1 protein-coding gene and 1 pseudogene are annotated in these 19,240 nt (G+C 71.2%); both read right to left on the bottom strand.

The window, feature by feature from the left end; translation table 11 throughout:
- Positions 1-38 precede the first annotated feature (38 nt).
- Positions 39-2,720: pseudogene (locus ACIA5H_RS07930) on the bottom strand (type I polyketide synthase); the annotation flags it as partial.
- Positions 2,721-2,754: 34 nt separating this feature from the next.
- Complete coding sequence (locus ACIA5H_RS07925) at positions 2,755-19,188, bottom strand: SDR family NAD(P)-dependent oxidoreductase (RefSeq protein WP_397074703.1); 16,434 nt, start codon at positions 19,186-19,188, stop codon at positions 2,755-2,757.
- Between the last annotated feature and the right edge of the window lie 52 nt (positions 19,189-19,240).

Genomic DNA, 19,240 nt, shown 5'->3' with positions numbered 1-19,240 from the left:
CCGGTGAACACCGGGCTCCAGTCCACGTCGGCGCCCGCGGCGTGGGCGGCGGCCAGGAACGCGGTGAACTGCCCGACCTCGTCCGCGCCGCGTCGTGCGGCGGCGACCACCGCGCAGCGGGCCTCGATATCGGGTTGTTCGGTCAGGCATTCGCGGGTCATCGCGGTCAGCACCGCGTCGGGACCGATCTCCAGGAATCGTCGCACCCCGCCGGCGGCCAGCGCCTGGACTCCCGGGGCGAACCGCACGGCCGCACGGACCTGACGGACCCAGTACTCCGGATCGGTCAGCTCGTCAGCGGCCGGTGCGCCCGAAACGTTCGAGACGATCGGGATCGTCGGCTGCCGGTAGGTCACACCGCGGGCCACGGCACGGAACTCGGCCAGCATCGGTTCCATCCGCGCCGAATGGAAGGCGTGGCTCACGCGCAGCCGGTTCGTCCGACGGCCCTGAGCGGCGAAGAGCCGCTCGACCTCGGCGACGGCGTCGGCGTCACCGGACAACACCACGGAAGAGGGCCCGTTCACGGCGGCCACGGACACCCGGCCCGCGTACCCGTCGAGCGCGGCCGACGCCTCCGCTTCCGGCACCGCCACGGCCAGCATCGCGCCGCCGGCGGGCAGTGCGCCCATCAACCGTCCGCGCGCCGCCACCAGCGCACACGCGTCGGGCAGCGACCACACTCCGGCGACATACGCCGCCGCGAGCTCACCGATGGAATGGCCGAGCAGCACATCCGGTGTCAGGCCGAACGATTCGGCGAGCCGGTACAGCGCCACCTCGTAGGCGAACAGCGCGGGCTGGGTGTACTCGGTCCGATCCAGCGGTCCCGGCGCGCTGTCGCCGTCCGCCGCCTCGGCGCGGAGCAGGTCCCGCAGCAACCGTCCGAGCAGCGGATCGAATTCCGCGCAGACTCGGTCCAGCTCCGCCGCGAACACCGGGAACGCCGCGTACAGTTCCCGTCCCATCCCGGCGCGCTGCGCACCCTGGCCGGTGAACAGGAACGCCGTGCGTCCCGAGCCGGCGCGGTCCTCGACCACACCGGGCGCGGAACGGCCCTCGGCGAGTGCCGCCAGACCGGTTAGGAGTTCGTCACGGTCGCGACCGACGACCGCTCCGCGCCACTCCAGCCGGGCACGGGAGGTGAGCAGCGAGTGCGCGATATCCTGGGCGTCCGTTTCCGGGTCGTCCGCCATCCACTGCCGCAAGCGATCCGCCTGCGCCCGCAGCGCCGCACCGGAACCGGCCGACAGTAGCAACGGGATGTGCTGCGGAGCAGCGTGATTCGACCCGGCCCCCGCCGTGGTAGCGGGCTCGGGCTCCCCTTCCGCCGCGGGCTCGGCGGGCGCTTCCTCGAGGACGACGTGGGCGTTGGTGCCGCTGGCGCCGAACGACGACACGCCCGCGCGCCGGACCCTGGCACCTGCGGGCCACGGCTCGCTGTCCCGCAGCAGCCGCACGGTGCCCGCGGACCAGTCCACATGGGGGGTGGGCGCGTCGATGTGCAGGGTCTTCGGCAGCATCTCGTGCCGCATGGCCTGCACCATCTTGATCACTCCGCCGACACCGGCCGCGGCCGAGGTGTGGCCGATATTGGATTTCAGCGATCCCAGACGCAGCGGCGCGTCGGCCTGCCGGGCGCCGTAGGCCGCGATCAGTGCCCTGGCTTCGATCGGATCGCCCAGCATCGTGCCCGTGCCGTGCGCCTCCACCGCGTCGACGTCCGCGGGCTCCAGGCCCGCGTCGCGCAACGCCTGCCCGATCACGGCTTCCTGCGACCGGCCGTTCGGCGCGGTCAGTCCGTTGCTTGCGCCGTCCTGGTTGATCGCGCTGCCGCGCACGACCGCGAGGACGGTGTGCCCGAACCGCCGTGCGTCGGAGAGCCGTTCGAGCACCAGCACGCCGAGTCCCTCGGAGAAACCCGTCCCGTCGGCCGCCGCCGCGAAGGCCCGGCACCGTCCGTCGGGTGACAGGGCGCGCTGCCGCGCGAACGCGATGAGCAGCGACGGGTCCGACATCACGGTGACGCCGCCCGCCAGGGCCAGGGTGGCGTCACCGTTGCGCAGCGCCCGGCACGCGAGATGCAGGGCGACCAGCGATGACGAGCATGCCGTATCGATCGAGACGGCAGGACCTTCCAGCCCGAGGGTGTAGGCGACCCGGCCCGACAGCACGCTGTTGGAAACACCCAGATAGGCGTGGCCTTCCGTTTCGGCCGTGATATTCGGGGAGCCGACGCGGGGCCCGTAGTTCTGGTGGGCAACCCCGGCGAACACGCCGGTGTCGCTACCGCGCAGCGAGGCCGGGTCGATCCCGGCGTCTTCCAGCGCTTCCCACGCCGCCTCTAGCATCAGGCGCTGCTGCGGGTCCATCGCGGCGGCCTCGCGCGGGCTGATGCCGAAGAAACCCGCGTCGAAATCGGCGACGGAATCGAGGAAACCGCCCTCCCGCGTGTAGACCGTGCCCGGCACGTCCGGGTCGGGATCGAACAATCGCTCCAGGTCCCAGCCACGGTCGGACGGATACACCCCGACGGCGTCCACGCCCCCGGCGGCGACGCGCCACAGGTCCTCGGGTGAACGGACGCCGCCGGGGTACCGGCAGGCCATACCGACGATGGCGATGGGCTCCCGCGTCCGATCGGTGAGTTCGCGCAGGTGTTGTTTGGTCTCGTAGAGCTCCTTCGCCGTCTTCTTGAGATAGCGGCGTAGCTCGTCGGTGTCGGCCATCGGTGGGGCTCCTGATCGTGCGAGGTCAGCTGAGATTGTCGATGAACTCGAAGAGTTCGTGATCGTCCGCGGTGTCCAGGTGGTCGGCATCGCTGCCCGGATCGGCGGCGCCGGCGTCCCTGCCTTCGAGTTCACGCAGCAGGGCGGACAATGTGGTCGCCAGGGACGACCGGTCGGCGGCGGAGAGTTCGGCGGAGGCGAGACTGTGGGCCAGCGCTTCGACTTCGGCGGCGAGCCGTTTCGCCGGGTCCTCCACCGGAGCGATCTCCTGGCGGAGATAGCCCGCCAGGTCCCTCGGAGTCGGGTAGTCGAACATCGCCGTCGCGGGCACCTGGACGCCTGCGGCCGATTTCAACCGGTTGCGGAATTCCATGACACCGAGTGAGTCGAATCCGATGTCGCTGAAGGGTTTGTCGGCGGCGATCGTCTCGGCGTCGCTCCCGAGAACCGCCGCGGCTTCGGCGCGGATCAGATCGAGGACGACGCGGTCCTGCTCGGCGGTCGACAGGCCCGCAAGGCGGTTCACCGGTTGCGGCGATCCACCCACCACGGCCTCGGCTCGGCGCCGCGCGGGTCCGACCAGGTCGCGCACGATCGGCCGCGGGTCGTGATCGGCGATCTCCGTGAGCGCGGACCGGTCGATGCGGGCCGCCACGAACGCGGCCCTGCTACCTGACAGCGCGGCGTCGAACAGCGCCATCCCCTCGCGCTCGCCCAACGGCGGGAAACCCTCCCGCCGCAAACGGGCGAAGTCGGCGTCAGCGAGTGTCCGCGTCATGCCGGTGCTCTGCTGCCACGGCCCCCACGCGATCGACGTCGCGGGCAAGCCGTTCACCCGCCGGTGTTGCGCCAGTGCGTCCAGGAACACATTCGCCGCCGCGTAATTCGCCTGCCCCGCATTACCGATCACACCCGCGATCGACGAATACAACACGAACATCGACAGATCCAGATGCCGCGTCGCCTCGTGCAGATTCCACGCCGCATCCACCTTCGGCCGCAACACCTCCGCGATCCGCTCCGCCGTCATGTTCTCCAGCAGCGCGTCGGCCAGTACCCCAGCCGCGTGCACGACACCGGTCAACCGATGCTCCGGCGGGATCGCCGCCAGTACCGCATCCAACGAATCCCGGTCCGCCGCATCGCAAGCGACCACGTCCACGTGCGCGCCGAGAGCGACGAGCTCGTCACGCAACTTCCCCGCACCGGGCGTTTCCGGGCCGCGTCTGCTCGCCAGCACCAGCCTGCGCACCCCGTACTCGGTGACCAGATGCCGAGCCGCCAACGCACCCAACCCACCGGTACCACCGGTGATCAACACCGTCCCCTCAGGCCGCAACGGCGCGGGCACCGTCAGCACGTTCTTGCCGATATGCCGAGCCTGACTCATGAGTCGCAATGCCTCGGGCACATCCCGGATGTCCCATGCGGTGAGTGGAGACGCAGTGAGCACACCCGCCTCGAACAGATCGACGATGCGGGTCAAGATCTCGTGGAGCCGGTCGGGCCCCAGGTCCATGAGCATGAAACCGGTGTAGGCGACTCCGGGGTGTTCGGCGGCTACCTGTGCCGGATCGCGCCGATCCAGCATCCCCATCTCCACGAACCGGCCACCCGGCCCGAGCAAACGCAAACCCGCATCCACGAACTCACCCGCCAACGAATCCAACACCACATCCACACCACCCAGCCCCGCACGGAACTTCCCCTCGAAATCGAGCGACCGCGAATCACCGATCTCCTCGTCACCGAAACCCAACCCCCGCAGAACATCCCACTTCGGACGACTCGCAGTAACCACCAACCGCGCACCCAACCACCGCCCCAACTGCACCGCAGCCAACCCCACCCCACCCGTAGCCGCATGCACCAACACCCGCTCCCCAGCGCGCACCCCTGCCACATCCACCAATCCGTAGAACGCCGTCGCGAACACCGCGGGTACCGCCGCCGCCTCCGCGAACGACCACCCCGCAGGCATCCGCACCACCAATCGGCGATCAACCGCCACCACCGACCTCACACCCGACAGGAACCCGAAGACTCGATCTCCCGGCACGAGGTTCGGCACTTCGGAACCCACCTCGACCACCACACCGGCGCCCTCCACACCCAGCGCAGCGTCCGGATCGGGGTAGGTGCCGAGCGAGACGAGTACGTCCCGGAAGTTCAGGCCCACCGCCATAGTGCGCACCCGCACCTGCCCCGGAGCCAGTGGCTCCCAGGCGTCCCGAAGTACGCGCAGGCCGAAATTGTCCGCGGTCAGGGTGCCTTTCCCGGTCGGCGCGAACGACCATTCCCGGTGGTCGGAAGTCCCGGCGGCCAATAGCTCCGCGCCACGCAGGCGGGCGTCCTCCGCGCGCCCGGCACGGTGGAGACGCGGCGCGTGCGGAATGCCGCCGCGGACGGCGAGTTGCGGTTCGGCGTTCAGAGTCAGCGCCAGGACGACGCTCTCCCGGTAATCGGCCCAGTCGCCGACGTCGACGAGCAGGATCCGCTCCGGGTGCTCGCTCTGGGCGGTGCGCAGCATTCCCCACGCCGCTCCCGCGGCCGGGTCGACGGCCTCACCGGCATGGACCGGCACCGCCCGCCGGGTCACCACCACGATCCGACCGTCTCGTTCCAGCAGCTCTCGTACGCGGCTCGTCGTCGCGGTCACCACCGCTCGCACAATCGCGGGCAGCTCCCCCTTCTCGGCCTCGGTTTCGAGCCGGACCACCGTCGTATCCGCGCCCGCGACCTGCACGGTCTCGAGATCACCTGCGACTTCCCAGGCCGCGGTCACGCTCGGCTCGATGGCGGGCAGTGCGATCCAGTCGATGCCGTAGCCGGAGGCGCGGCGCACCGACGCGAACACATCGGCCGAGAGCCTGCGCAGGCTCAACGCACCGATCTCGGCCACGGGCCGCCCCGAGACATCGCTGAGCGTCACCGCGATTCGGGTTTCTCCCGGCGCTACGGCGGATACGGCGGCATGGACTCGCACCGTGGTCGCTCCGGCCGCGTACAACCTGACGTTCTCCCACGAGTGCGGCACGGCCACCGCACCGTCCTCCGATTCGGCCAGCCCACCGAGCAGGACGGAGTGCAGCGCCGCGTCCAGCAGCGCCGGATGCACTCCGTACCCGCCGATCTGCGATCGAGCGGACTCGGGCAGCACGACCTCGGCGAAGACCTCACCGTCGCCGCGCCACAGCGCGGAAAGCCCCCGGAACGCGGGGCCGTACTCGTAGCCGAGCTCGGCCAGATCCGCATACGCGCCGGTGAGTTCACGCGCGGTCGAGCCTGCCGGTGGCCAGCTCGTCGCCACCGACGCGGCTGACGGGCCATCCGCTCGCGCGGCCACCGTCGCGGTCGCGTGACGTACCCACTCGGCAGAGTCGGCACCGGGCTCCTCGCCGTCCCGCGACCGCGAATACACCGTGACCGCCCGTGCACCGGATTCATCCGGCCCACCGGCGACCACCCGCAATTCGACGGCACCCGCCGCGGGCACCGGCAAGGGCGCCTCGATCACCAGCTCCGACACCGCGGGACAGTCCACTGCCGCGCCCACGTGCAAGACGAGTTCGACGAAGGCGGCGCCGGGGAACACGACAGCCCCACCGACCGCGTGATCGGCCAGCCACGGATGATCCGCTCCGGACAATCGCCCGGTGAACACGACATCCGGCGAATCCGGCAACCGCACCAGAGCGCCCAGCAGTGGATGACCCGCGTCGTCCAGTCCCGAGCGCGAGACATCCGCCACCCGGACCGGTGGCAACCAGTACCGCCGATGCTCGAACGCGTAGGTCGGCAGTGCTACCCGCTCGACCGCTCGGCCTGCGAACAGCGGCGTCCAGTCCACTGCCACTCCTCCGGCGGTGGCCTGCGCCAGCGCGGTCACGAGCTGGTCCGGCTCGTCGGTCGCGCGCCGTGCGGCCGCGACCACGATCGATTCCGCTTCCGCGTCGGGCTTTTCGGCCAGACACTGTCGAACCATGGCGGCCAGCACGGCATCCGGGCCGACCTCGACGAACCGCCGGACGCCGTCGTCGATCAGGGTGGCGATGCCCGGTGCGAACCGGACGCACCCGCGCACCTGGGCGACCCAGTAGTCCGGGTCGGTCGGTTCGGCATCGATCAGGACGCCCGACACATTCGACACGATCGGCAGGGACGGCCGATGGTAGGTCAAGCCTCGGGCCACCCGGCGGAATTCGTCCAGCATCGGTTCCATCGCCGCCGAATGGAACGCATGGCTCACCCGCAGCCGTGAAGTCCGCGCGTTCGCCGTGGCCAGCCGGTCGGCGATCGCGTCGATCGCGGCGGACGCGCCGGAGAACACCACCGCTCCCGGACCGTTCACCGCGGCCAGCGAAACCTCACCGGCGAACTCCTCGAGCAGATCCACCGCCTGTCCTTCGGGGATCGCCGCGGCCAGCATCGCGCCGCCGCCGGGCAATGCGCCCATCAACCGCCCACGCGCCACCACCAGCGCGCACGCGTCCGGCAGTGACCACACCCCGGCGAGATACGCGGCGGTCAGTTCGCCGATCGAATGTCCGATCAGCACGTCCGGAACGACGCCGAACGATTCCAGCAGCCGGAACAGCGCCACCTCGAACGCGAACAGGGCGGGCTGGGTGAATTCGGTCCGCTCCAGCAGCCCGGCGCCGTCCGGGTCGAAGACCAGCTCCCGCAGCGACCGGCCGAGCAGCGGATCGATATGGGCGCAGATCTCGTCGAAGGCCGTGGCGAACACGCCGAACGCCGCGTACAGACCGGCGCCCATCCCGGCGCGTTGAGCGCCCTGCCCGGTGAACAGGAACGCCGTCCGGCCCGCCCCATTCGTCTTCGCCGCGATCGCGCCCGGGCTGCCTGCGGCCAATTCGGCCAGCCCGGCCAGCAGTTCGTCCCGGTCGCGTCCGACGACGGCGCCGCGCCACGGCAGTTGCGCACGGGTGGTGAGCAGCGCGTGGGCGGTGTCCCATGGTGTGGCGTCGGGGTGGCGGATCGACCATTGCCGTAGCCGCTCGGCCTGCGACCGCAGGCCCGACTCGGATTCGGCCGACACCAGCCAGGGCACGACCGTCTCGATGCGTGGCCCGGGAGCGGGCACGATCGGTGACAGCCCCGCCGCGGGCGCCTCTTCCAGAATGACGTGCGCGTTGGTGCCGCTGACGCCGAAGGACGACACTCCCGCCCGGCGGACGCGGTCCCCGGCGGGCCACGCCTCTGCCTCGGTCAGCAGTCGCACGGCGCCCGCCGACCAGTCCACATGCGGGCTCGGCTCGTCCGCGTGCAGTGTCTTCGGCAGGGTTTCGTGCCGCAGCGCCTGCACCATCTTGATCACGCCGCCGACACCCGCGGCGGCGATGGTGTGGCCGAGATTGGATTTCACCGACCCGATGAGCAGCGGGCGACCGGCGCGGTCGCGCCCGTAGGCATTGATCAGGGCCCGGGCCTCGATCGGATCGCCCAACGTCGTCCCGGTTCCGTGCGCCTCCACCGCGTCGACATCCGCGGGCGTCAACCCCGCGTCGGCCAGCGCCGCCGCGATCACCCGCTCCTGCGACGGACCGTTCGGCGCGGTCAGGCCATTGCTCGCACCGTCCTGGTTGATCGCGCTACCGCGTACGAGAGCGAGCACGGTGTGCCCGAGGCGCTGGGCATCGGACAGCCGTTCGAGCACGAGCACCCCCACGCCCTCGGCGAATCCGACGCCGTCGGCGTCGGCGGAGAACGATTTGCAGCGTCCATCGGGCGCCAGGCCGCGCTGGCGGGCGAAGTCGACGTAGAGATACGGATCGGCCGCGACCGTCACACCGCTGGCCAGTGCCAGCGAGGTCTCTCCGTCGCGCAGGGCGCGGGTGGCCTGATGCAGGGCGACCAGCGACGAGGAGCACGCGGTGTCCACGGTGACGGCCGGGCCTTCGAAACCGAAGACGTAGGCCACCCGGCCGGAGATCACGCTGTGCGTGGTGCCGGTGAGGCGGTAGCCCTCCAGTTCTCCGGTGACCCGGTCGCCGTAGCCGGATGAGCACGCTCCGGCGAAGACGCCGGTATCGCTGCCACGCAACGCGACCGGGTCGACACCGGCATTCTCGAGGGCCTCCCAGGTCGCTTCCAGCAGCAAGCGCTGCTGGGGGTCCATGGCGGACGCCTCCCTGGGACCGATGCCGAAGAAGCCGGCGTCGAAATCGCCTGCGTCCGCGAGGAATCCGCCGCGGCGGGTGTAGGAGGTACCCGGTTTGTCCGGGTCGGCGTCGAACAGTCGCTCGAGATCCCAGCCGCGGTCGGTGGGAAAGTCTCCGCTGGCGTCCACGCCGGCGGCCAGCAGGTCCCAGAGACTCTCCGGTGAGGTGACCCCGCCGGGGAAGCGGCAGCTCATGCCCACGATGGCGATCGGTTCGTCGACCGCGCGGTCCCGGCGTGGCGCCTGTTCGGCGGGTTGCTCGGCGGCGGTCGGCGCCGCCAGAGAGCGCACCAGCTTCGCCATAGCTGTGGCGGTCGGGTGGTCGAAGACCAGCGTCGACGGCAGTTGCAGACCGGTGGCTTCGGACAGCCTGTTGCGGAATTCCATGACACCGAGTGAGTCGAAGCCGATGTCTCGGAACGGTTTGTCCGCCGGGATCGACTCGGCGCTCGTATGTCCCAGCACCGCCGCCGCCTGGGCGCGGATGAGATCGAGGACGACGCGGTCCTGTTCGGCAGCCGAGCGACCCGCCAGCCGCGTAGCCAGTTCCGGTCGCTGCGCCACCGCATCGGCGACCCTGCGGCGGGACGGTCGCACCAAATCGCTTGTCAGGGCGCGAGCTTTGGTTTCCGCCAGTGCGTCACGGTCGACGCGGACAGCCACGAACGACGACGCGCCGCCCGCGAGTGCCGCGTCGAACAGGGCCATCCCCTCGCGCTCGCCCAACGGCGGGAAACCCTCCCGCCGCAAACGGGCGATATCGGCATCACCCAACGCGCCCGTCATACCGGTGCTGCGACTCCACAGTCCCCACGCGATCGAGGTCGCCGCCAGGCCGTTCACCCGCCGGTGTTGCGCCAGCGCGTCCAGGAACACATTCGCCGCCGCGTAATTCGCCTGCCCCGCATTACCGATCACACCCGCGATCGACGAATACAACACGAACATCGACAGATCCAGATGCCGCGTCGCCTCGTGCAGATTCCACGCCGCATCCACCTTCGGCCGCAACACCTCCGCGATCCGCTCCGCCGTCAAGCCGGTGAACAGGCCGTCGGCGAGCACACCCGCGGCGTGGACGACGCCGGTCAGGGGATGCTCGGACGGGATCGCCGCGAGCGTCGTCTCGAGTGCGTCCCGGTCCGCCGCGTCACAGGCGACGACCTCCACGTGCGCACCCAGAGCCTCGAGTTCGTCGCGGAGTTCGGCCGCACCGGGCGTTTCCGGGCCGCGTCTGCTCGCCAGCACCAGCCTGCGCACCCCGTACTCGGTGACCAGATGCCGAGCCGCCAACGCCCCCAGCCCACCGGTGCCACCGGTGATCAACACCGTCCCCTCAGGCCGCAACGGCGCGGGCACCGTCAGCACGTTCTTGCCGATATGCCGAGCCTGACTCATCAACCGCAACGCCTCCGGCGCCTGCCGCAGATCCCATGCGGTGAGCGGGGACGGCGTCAAGATCCCGGCCTCGAACAGCGCCACAACCGTTGTCAGGATCTCCCGCAGCCGTTCCGGCGCCACCTCCAGCAGGACGAAACTGTCGTACCGCACCCCGGGGTGTTCGGCGGCTACCTGCTCGGGATCACGCCGATCCAGCAACCCCATCTCCACGAACCGGCCACCCGGCCCGAGCAAACGCAAACCCGCATCCACGAACTCACCCGCCAACGAATCCAACACCACATCCACACCACCCAGCCCCGCACGGAACTTCCCCTCGAAATCGAGCGACCGCGAATCACCGATCTCCTCGTCACCGAAACCCAACCCCCGCAGAACATCCCACTTCGGACGACTCGCAGTAACCACCAACCGCGCACCCAACCACCGCCCCAACTGCACCGCAGCCAACCCCACCCCACCCGTCGCCGCATGCACCAACACCGTCTCTCCACCGCGCGTCCCCGCGACATCCACCAATCCGTAGAACGCCGTCACGAACACCGCGGGTACCGCCGCCGCCTCCGCGAACGACCACCCCGCAGGCATCCGCACCACCAATTGGCGATCAACCGCCACCACCGACCTCACACCCGACAGGAACCCGAAGACTCGATCTCCCGGCACGAGGTTCGTCACTTCGGAACCCACCTCGACCACCACACCGGCGCCCTCCACACCCAGCACAGCGTCCGGATCGGGGTACATGCCCAAGGCGATCAAGGCGTCGCGGAAATTGAGACCGACCGCCCGCAGCGCCACCCGGACCTCGCCGGGGCCGAGCGGCCGCGACGCGTCCGGCGTCTCCGTCAGCGTCAGGTTGTCGCCGGTCAGGGCACCTTTGCCATGGTGGGTCAGCGCCCACGCCGGAGCACGCGTCGCCACGCTCGCGTTCCCGACGTCGCCCGCTGCCCGGTGCAAGCGCGCGACGTGCGCGACACCACGACGGACGGCGAACTGGGGTTCGGTGCTCGTGGTCATCGCGAGCGCGGCGCTCTCCCGATATTCGGCCCAGTCGTCGACGTCGACGAGAAGAAGCCGATCCGGGTGCTCGGTCTGTGCGGTGCGCAGCAACCCCCACGCCGCGGCCGCGATCGGATCCACCGATTCACCCGGATGCACCGCCACGGCTTGGCGGGTCACCACGACGATAGGCGTCTCCCGCTCCAGCAGCCGCTGCACCCGCGTGGTCACCGCGGTCACTACATTCCGTACCGATTCCGGCACAGCGCCGCCCGCGGCCTCGTCGAGCCGGATCACCATCGCCACCCGTCCCTCGACGCGCACGGTGTCGCCGTCTTCGGCTTCGCTCCAGACCCCGGCGGCCGCGACTTCCGGCGCGGACGACGCGACCCACTCCACCCGGTAGCCGAGTCCCTCGCTGCGCGGCCGGGACCGTCCGAGCGCCTCGACCGGGATCGGGCGCATGGTCAACGCGCCCACCTCGGCCACCGGCAGGTCCGAGGTATCGGTGAGGGTCACCGCGATCCGCGGTCCGGCGGACGGGGAGCCGGACAGGGACGCGTGGACCCGCAGTGTGGTCGCTCCCGTCGCGTACAGCCTGACGTTCTCCCAGGAGAACGGCACCGCGACCGTCCCATCCGGCACGTCGGAGACGAGCCCGCCGAGCAGGACCGCGTGCAGCGCCGCGTCCAGCACTGCCGGATGTACGCCGAATTCGGCGGCGCCGGCGCGGCCGGGCTCCGGCAGTGTCACTTCGGCGAAGACTTCGCCGTCACCGCGCCACAGGGCGGTCAGTCCCTGGAACACCGGACCGTATTCGTAGCCACGCTCGGCCAACTCCGCGTAGGCAGCGGAAATATCGATCGCGGCCACAGCGGCCGGTGGGCGGACGGCCACGACCGACGCCTCGGCCGCATCCGCTTCGGCGGTGATCGTGGCGACGGCGTGCCGGACCCACGGCGTGCCCGAGTTCCGGTCGGCCGCATCGTGCCCGACACGGGATGCGGCCTCGTCCGACCGGGAGTACACCGACACCCTGCGCCTGCCCGACTCGTCCGGTGCGGCGGCCACCGCCCGTAGCTCGACGGTCCCCGACGACGGCACCACCAAGGGCGCCTCGAGCACCAGTTCCGACACCCGCGTGCACTCGACCACCGCGCCGACGTGCAGGACGAGCTCCACGAAGGCGGTTCCGGGGAGCAACGCCACACCCGCGACAGCGTGATCGGACAGCCACGGATACGCCGAACGCGACAGCCGGCCGGTGAACACCGCCTCGTCGCTTTCCGGCAGCCGGACCATCGCCGCCAGCAACGGATGCGCCGCCTCGTCCAGACCCGACTGCCGAATATCCGGCACACCGCCGGGCGCCAGCCAGTGCCGCTTGTGCTCGAACGCGTACCGCGGCAAGTCCACCCGGGTGGCGACGGGCGCCAATGCCCCTGCGGCCAGGTCGATACCGGCACAGTGGGCGCGCGCCAGCGCGAGCGAGAGTTGTTCCGGCCCGCCGAGTTCGCGTCTCAGGGTGCCCAGCACGGCCACGCGGCCGGACATGCCGATGGCATCCGCCGCCAGCTCGATCCCTACGGTCAAAACCGGGTGCGGGCTGACCTCGATGAAGGCGTTCACACCCGCTCGCTGCAGCGTTGTGACCGACTCGGCGAACCGGACGGGCTCGCGCAGGCCGCGATACCAGTAGGCGGCGTCCAGCGTCGCGGTGTCGACGTAGTCCGCGGACACGGTCGAGAAGAACGGCACCGAACCGGATACCGGCGCGACCGGAGCCAGCTCCGTCAGGACCCGTTCGCGGATGGCTTCGACCGCGACCGAATGCGACGCGTAGTCCACAGGAATCCGTTTCGCCCACACACCGTCGGCCGCGCAGGCCGCGAGGAATTCGTCCACGGCGGAGGTCTCCCCCGACACCACGGTCTGCCCCGGCCCGTTCACCGCCGCCACCGACAACCGGTCCCCGAACCCAGCCAAGCGGTCCGCGACCGCCTCTGCCGCCAGCCCGACCGACACCATGCCACCGGCCCCCGCCAGTTCCTCCGCGACGATCCGGGACCGGACGGCGACCACACGCGCGCCGTCGGCGAGCGAAAGCCCGCCCGCCACCACGGCCGCCGCGATCTCACCCTGCGAATGCCCCACCACCGCGGCGGGCTCCACCCCGCTCGCCCGCCACACTCGCGCCAGCGACACCAGCACCGCGAAAAGCGCGGGCTGCACCACATCCACGCGGTCCAACGATGCCGCGCCCGGCTCCCCACGCAGGACGGAGGTCAGCGACCAGTCCACGAACGGCGCCAGCGCCGCCTCGCAGTCCGCGATCGACTCCGCGAAAACTCGATGCGTGGCGAGCAGTTCGGCGCCCATCGCGGGCCATTGGCTGCCCTGACCCGGGAACACGAACGCCACCCGCCGCGCCGTGGCACGGCCCGTGACCACGGAATCGCTGTCGGAGGCTTCGGCCAGACTCGCGAGCCCGGACCGCAGATCCCCGAGCTCGCGCCCGACCACCGCGGCGCGAAACTCCAGCTGCGCGCGGTGCCGCAGCAGTGTGTGCGCCACATCCGCCACGTCTACGTCGTCTTGCGCGGTGAGCCATTCGGTGAGCCGAACCGCTTGCGCACGCAATGCTTCCGGGGTGCGCGCGGACACCGTCCACGTCCGGACACCACGATCACCATCACCCGGATCATCTGCGGCGGTAGGTATTTCGATCGAAATCGCTTGCGGCGGAGCTTCTTCCAAAATCAGGTGCGCGTTCGTCCCGCTCATACCGAACGACGACACCCCGGCACGACGCAGCCGGTCGCCCGCAGGCCATGGCTCCGGCTCGCTCAGCAGCCGCACCGAACCCGCCGACCAGTCCACGTGCGGACTCGGCGCATCGAGATGCACTGTCTTCGGCAGGATCTCGTGCCGCAACGCCTGCACCATCTTGATCACGCCACCGACACCGGCGGCCGCGACGGCGTGACCGATATTCGATTTCACCGACCCGATGCGCAGCGGTTCCGCTCGCTCGGCGCCGTAGGCGGCGATGAGCGCCTGCGCTTCGATCGGATCGCCCAGCGCGGTACCGGTTCCGTGCGCCTCCACCGCGTCCACATCGGCGGGCCGCAACCCCGCGTCGGCCAGCGCCGCCGCGATCACCCGCTCCTGCGACGGACCGTTCGGCGCGGTCAGGCCATTGCTCGCACCGTCCTGGTTGATCGCGCTGCCGCGCACGACCGCCAGGACCCGGTGCCGGAGGCGACGGGCGTCGGCGAGGCGTTCGACGACCAGCACGCCGACGCCCTCGGACCAGGTCACGCCGTCGGCCGCGGCGGAGAAGGGCTTGCACCGCGCGTCCGCCGCCAACCCCCGCTGACGCGCGAAGTCGACGAACAGCGCCGGACTCGCCGAGATGCTCACCCCACCGGCCAGCGCCAGGGAGGTCTCGCCCTGGCGCAGCGCCTGACAAGCCAGGTGCAGTGAGACCAGCGACGAGGAACACGCGGTGTCGATCGTGACCGCGGGACCTTCCAGGCCGAAGGCGTAGGCCACGCGGCCGGAGATGACGCTGTGCGACGTCCCGGTCAGCCGGAAACCCTCGTACTCCCCGGTCACGCCGTCGGCGTAGCCGGAGGCGCAGGCGCCGACGTACACACCGGCATCCGTACCGCGGAGCGCGGCGGGGTCCAGGCCCGCGTCTTCCAACGCCTCCCAGGCGACTTCCAGCATCAGCCGCTGCTGCGGATCCATCGCCGCCGCCTCCCGCGGCCCGATGCCGAAGAACCCGGCGTCGAATTCCGCCGCGCCGGAGAGGAATCCGCCTTCGCGGATGTAGACCGTGCCCGGCTCGTCCGGATCGGGATGGAACAGCCGCTCCAGGTCCCATCCCCGGTCTTCGGGAAACGGCGTGATCGCGTCGGTTTCGGAGGCGACCAGCCGCCACAGGTCCTCGGCCGATCCGACACCGCCCGGGAAGCGGCAGCCGATCCCGACGATGGCGATCGGCTCGTCGGATCGGACGCGGCGCACGGTACGCGGCGCGGCGGGATCGGTCCCTTCGAGCCGAGCGCGCACCAGCCGCGCCACCGCGGTGGGCGTGGGGTGGTCGAACATCAGCGTCGCGGGCAGCGTCAGCCCGGTGGCCGCGGCCAGCCGGTCGCGCAACTGGACGCCGCTCAGCGAGTCGAATCCGAAGGCGGTGAACGGCAGATCGGCGGGCACGGCCTCGGGAGACTCATAGCCGAGTACCGCGGCGGCCTGTTCGGCGACGACGTTCAGCACGAGCGCGTCGCGCTCCGGCTCGGGGACGGCGAACAGCCGCGGCGCGAGCGGACCCTCTACCGCGGCGCGCCTGCGGCGCGTCGGCGCGGACACGGGCACCGCCGCCGGGGACTCGTCCATCACCCGATCGACCATGCGCAGCCGCAGCGAGTCGATCATCAGAACCGGTTCACCGTCCTCGGAGACGGCCGTCACCCGCACGGTGTCCGCATCGACCCGCTCGATCCGCACCTGGGCGGCGGCGATGCCGGAGCGATACAGCTGAGCGCCGGTGAACGACAGAGGCATCGGCGTCCGGGCGGGTGCGTCGTGGGCGAGCAGATCCGTCGCGGCGTGGGCCATGGCATCCAGCAGCGCGGGATGGATGCCGAACCGGCCTCGATCGCCGACCGACTCGTCGAGCGAAACCTCGGCGAACGCGTCGCGACCGCGCAGCCAGGACGCCGTGACGCCCTGGAATGCCACACCGTAGCCGAGCCCGCGGCCTGCCAGTCGGTCGTAGAGTTCCTCGGCGGCCACCGGTTCGGCTCCGGCGGGCGGCCACTCGACGTCCGGCCGAGCGGGGATCTCGTCGCGGTCTCCGGCCAGCACTCCCTGCGCGCACCGAGACCATTCCGCAGCGACACCCGTGGCGGGCCGGGCGTGGACGGTGAACGTCCGCCGACCACTCCCGTCGGCTGCCGCGACGCGCGCCTGGATCGTCCACGGCGTGTTCGCGGGCAGCGACGCCTCGATCCGCAGTTCCTCGACCTGCGCGGCCTCCACCCGAGCGCCCACGCTCCACGCGACATCGAGCCAGACCGCCGCGGGCACCGCAGGAGCCCCGAAGACGAGGTGATCCGCCAGCCAGTGCTGGGTGTCGGGGGACAGAAGCCCGGTGAACAGCCATTCGTCGCGCTCCGCCACCGGCACCGCGGCGCCCAGTATCGGATGATCCGGCGCGACCAGCCCGGCACGGCGCAGATCCGCCGCGCCCGCGCCGACCTCCGGCGTCCAGCACCGGCGGCGCTGGAACGCGTAGACCGGCAGGTCGACTCGCGCGGCCGGCGGAGCCAATTCCGCCGCCACCGCGTCGACACCCGCGCAGTAGACCCGGGCCGACGCCGCGGCGAACTCCTCCGGGCCCCCGTGACCACGCCGGAGCGTGCCGCACACCGCCACTCGGTCGGTCGCGCCCAACGCCTCGGCCACCAGTTCGATCGCCGAGGCGACCACCGGATGCGGACTCGTCTCCACGAATGCCGTCATCTCCGCGCGCAGCAACGCCTCGATCGCCTCGGCGAATCGCACCTGCTCGCGCAACCCGCGATACCAGTACGCCGCGTCCAGGCCGGAGGTGTCCACGAACTCGGCCGTCACCGTCGAGAAGAACGGAATCGCACCGGCTTTCGGCTGTATCGGCGCCAAGTCGGCCAGCACGCGGTCGCGAATACGTTCCACCGCCGCCGAATGCGACGCGTAGTCCACCGGAATACGTTTCGCCCAGATCCCTTCCGCCGCGCACTCGGCCAGGAACCGCTCGATCGCGTCGGCCGCCCCGGACACCACGGTCTGGCCGGGCGCGTTCACCGCCGCGACCGACAATCGGCCGCCGAAGGCCGCCAGCCGGCCGGCGACCGCGTCACCCGGCAAGCCGACCGACGCCATACCGCCCGAGCCCGCGAGCAGTTCCGCGACCGCGCGCGACCGCAGGGCCACCACGCGCGCTCCGTCCGCGAGCGACAGTGCACCGGCCACCACCGCGGCCGCGATCTCGCCCTGCGAATGCCCCACCACCGCGGACGGCCGCACACCGGCCGCCTGCCACCGCCGCGCCAGCGATACCAGCATCGCGAACAGGACCGGCTGCACCACGTCCACGCGATCCAGCGAGGCGGCTCCCGGCGTCCCGCGCAGCACGTCGGTCAGCGACCAGTCCACGAACGGCGCCAGCGCCGCCTCGCATTCCGCGATCGACGCCGCGAAGACCTCGTCCGACGCCAGCAGTCCGGCGCCCATTCCCACCCACTGGCTGCCCTGGCCAGGGAACACGAACACCACCCGGCGCGCCGCGGCCCGGCCGGACACCACCGTGGGATCAGCGGCGACCAGGTCGGGTGCCGGGTCGGCCAAGGCGGCGAGCCCGGCACGCATCCGATCGGCGCCGGACCCCACCACCGCTGCCCGCCACTCCATCGGCGTCCGGGTGTGGGCGAGCGAGTACGCCACCTCGGCGGTACCGGCTCGCGGGTGCTCCGCCAGCCACTCCCGCAAACGAACAGCCTGCTCCCGCAAGGCTTCCCGGCTCCGGGCCGACAGCAGCCACACCGCGGGCCGGGTCTCGCCGGTCACCTCGACGGCAGCCGTCGCGGGCGCCTCCTCGAGGATCACGTGCGCGTTCGTTCCCCCCATCCCGAACGACGACACACCGGCCCGGCGACGCGCGTCGCCCGTCCACGGCTGCGTACTGGTCTGCACCCGCAGGCCCAACTCTTCCAGCGGGATACGGGGGTTGGGGTTTCGGAAGTTCAAGCTGGGCGCGAGCTGCCCGTGCCGCAGGCACAGTGCGGTCTTGATCAATCCCGCGATTCCCGCGGCGCCTTCCAGATGCCCGATATTGGTCTTGACCGAACCCACGGCCAGCTGCCGGCCCGCCGGGCGGCCCGCGCCGTAGATTTCGCCCAGCGCCGCTGCCTCCACCGGGTCGCCCGCGGGCGTGCCGGTGCCGTGCAATTCCACGTACTGCACCGACGCGCCGTCGACCCGGGCCGCCGTCAGCGCGGCCCGGATGACGGCGGCCTGGGCAGCGGCGCTCGGGGCGCTCAACACCTGCCGCTCGTTGCCGTTGTTGACGGCACTGCCACGGATCACGGCGTAGATCCGGTGTCCCGCGGCGATCGCACGCTCCACCGGCTCGAGCACGATCATGCCGCCGCCTTCGCCGCGGACGGTGCCGTCGGCCCGGTCGTCGAAGGTGTGGCATTTCCCCGACGCCGAATGCGCGCCGAACTGCTCGTACCGCTCGCCGCTCAACGGAGACAGGATGAGATTCAGCCCGCCCGCCACGGCCACCTCGCATTCGCCGCCGCGGATCGATTCGCAGGCCAGGTGCACCGCGACCAAGGACGAGGACTGCCCGCTGTCGACGACCATGCTCGGCCCGGTGAACCCGTAGTAGTTCGAGATCCGGTTGGCGGCGACCCCTCGTCCGACGGCCCACAGCGAATGCCGACCGACGCCGGTGCTGCCCTGCGCGGCAACGATTTCGGCGAAATCGGTGCCGGTGCAGCCGAGGAACACACCCGCCCGCGCGCCCGTCGCGTCGCCGAGACCGGCGTCCTCCCACGCCTCCCAGCTGAGCTCGAGCCCGAGCAACTGCTGGGGGTCGATGGCGTTCGCCTCGTTCGGTGGGACGCCGAAGAATCCGGCGTCGAATTCGGTGGCCGAGTCGAGGAATCCCGCGGTCTCCTCGAGACCGGGCCGGTCGGCGGGCGCCCGCCCGACGGCATCGCGGCCCTCGCGCAGCAACCGCCAGAACTTCTCCAGGTCGGAAGCGCCCGGCATCCGGCACGACATTCCGACGATAGCGATGTCATTCGCCGCTTCGACCATGGGATTTCCTCTGTCTCGCCGCTTCGATGCCGCGTGCCGCGCCCGCCCGGCG

Source organism: Nocardia sp. NPDC051900, from assembly GCF_044452545.1.
GTDB classification, from domain to species: domain Bacteria; phylum Actinomycetota; class Actinomycetes; order Mycobacteriales; family Mycobacteriaceae; genus Nocardia; species Nocardia sichangensis.
This window is presented reverse-complemented; position numbering and strand designations above follow the sequence as displayed.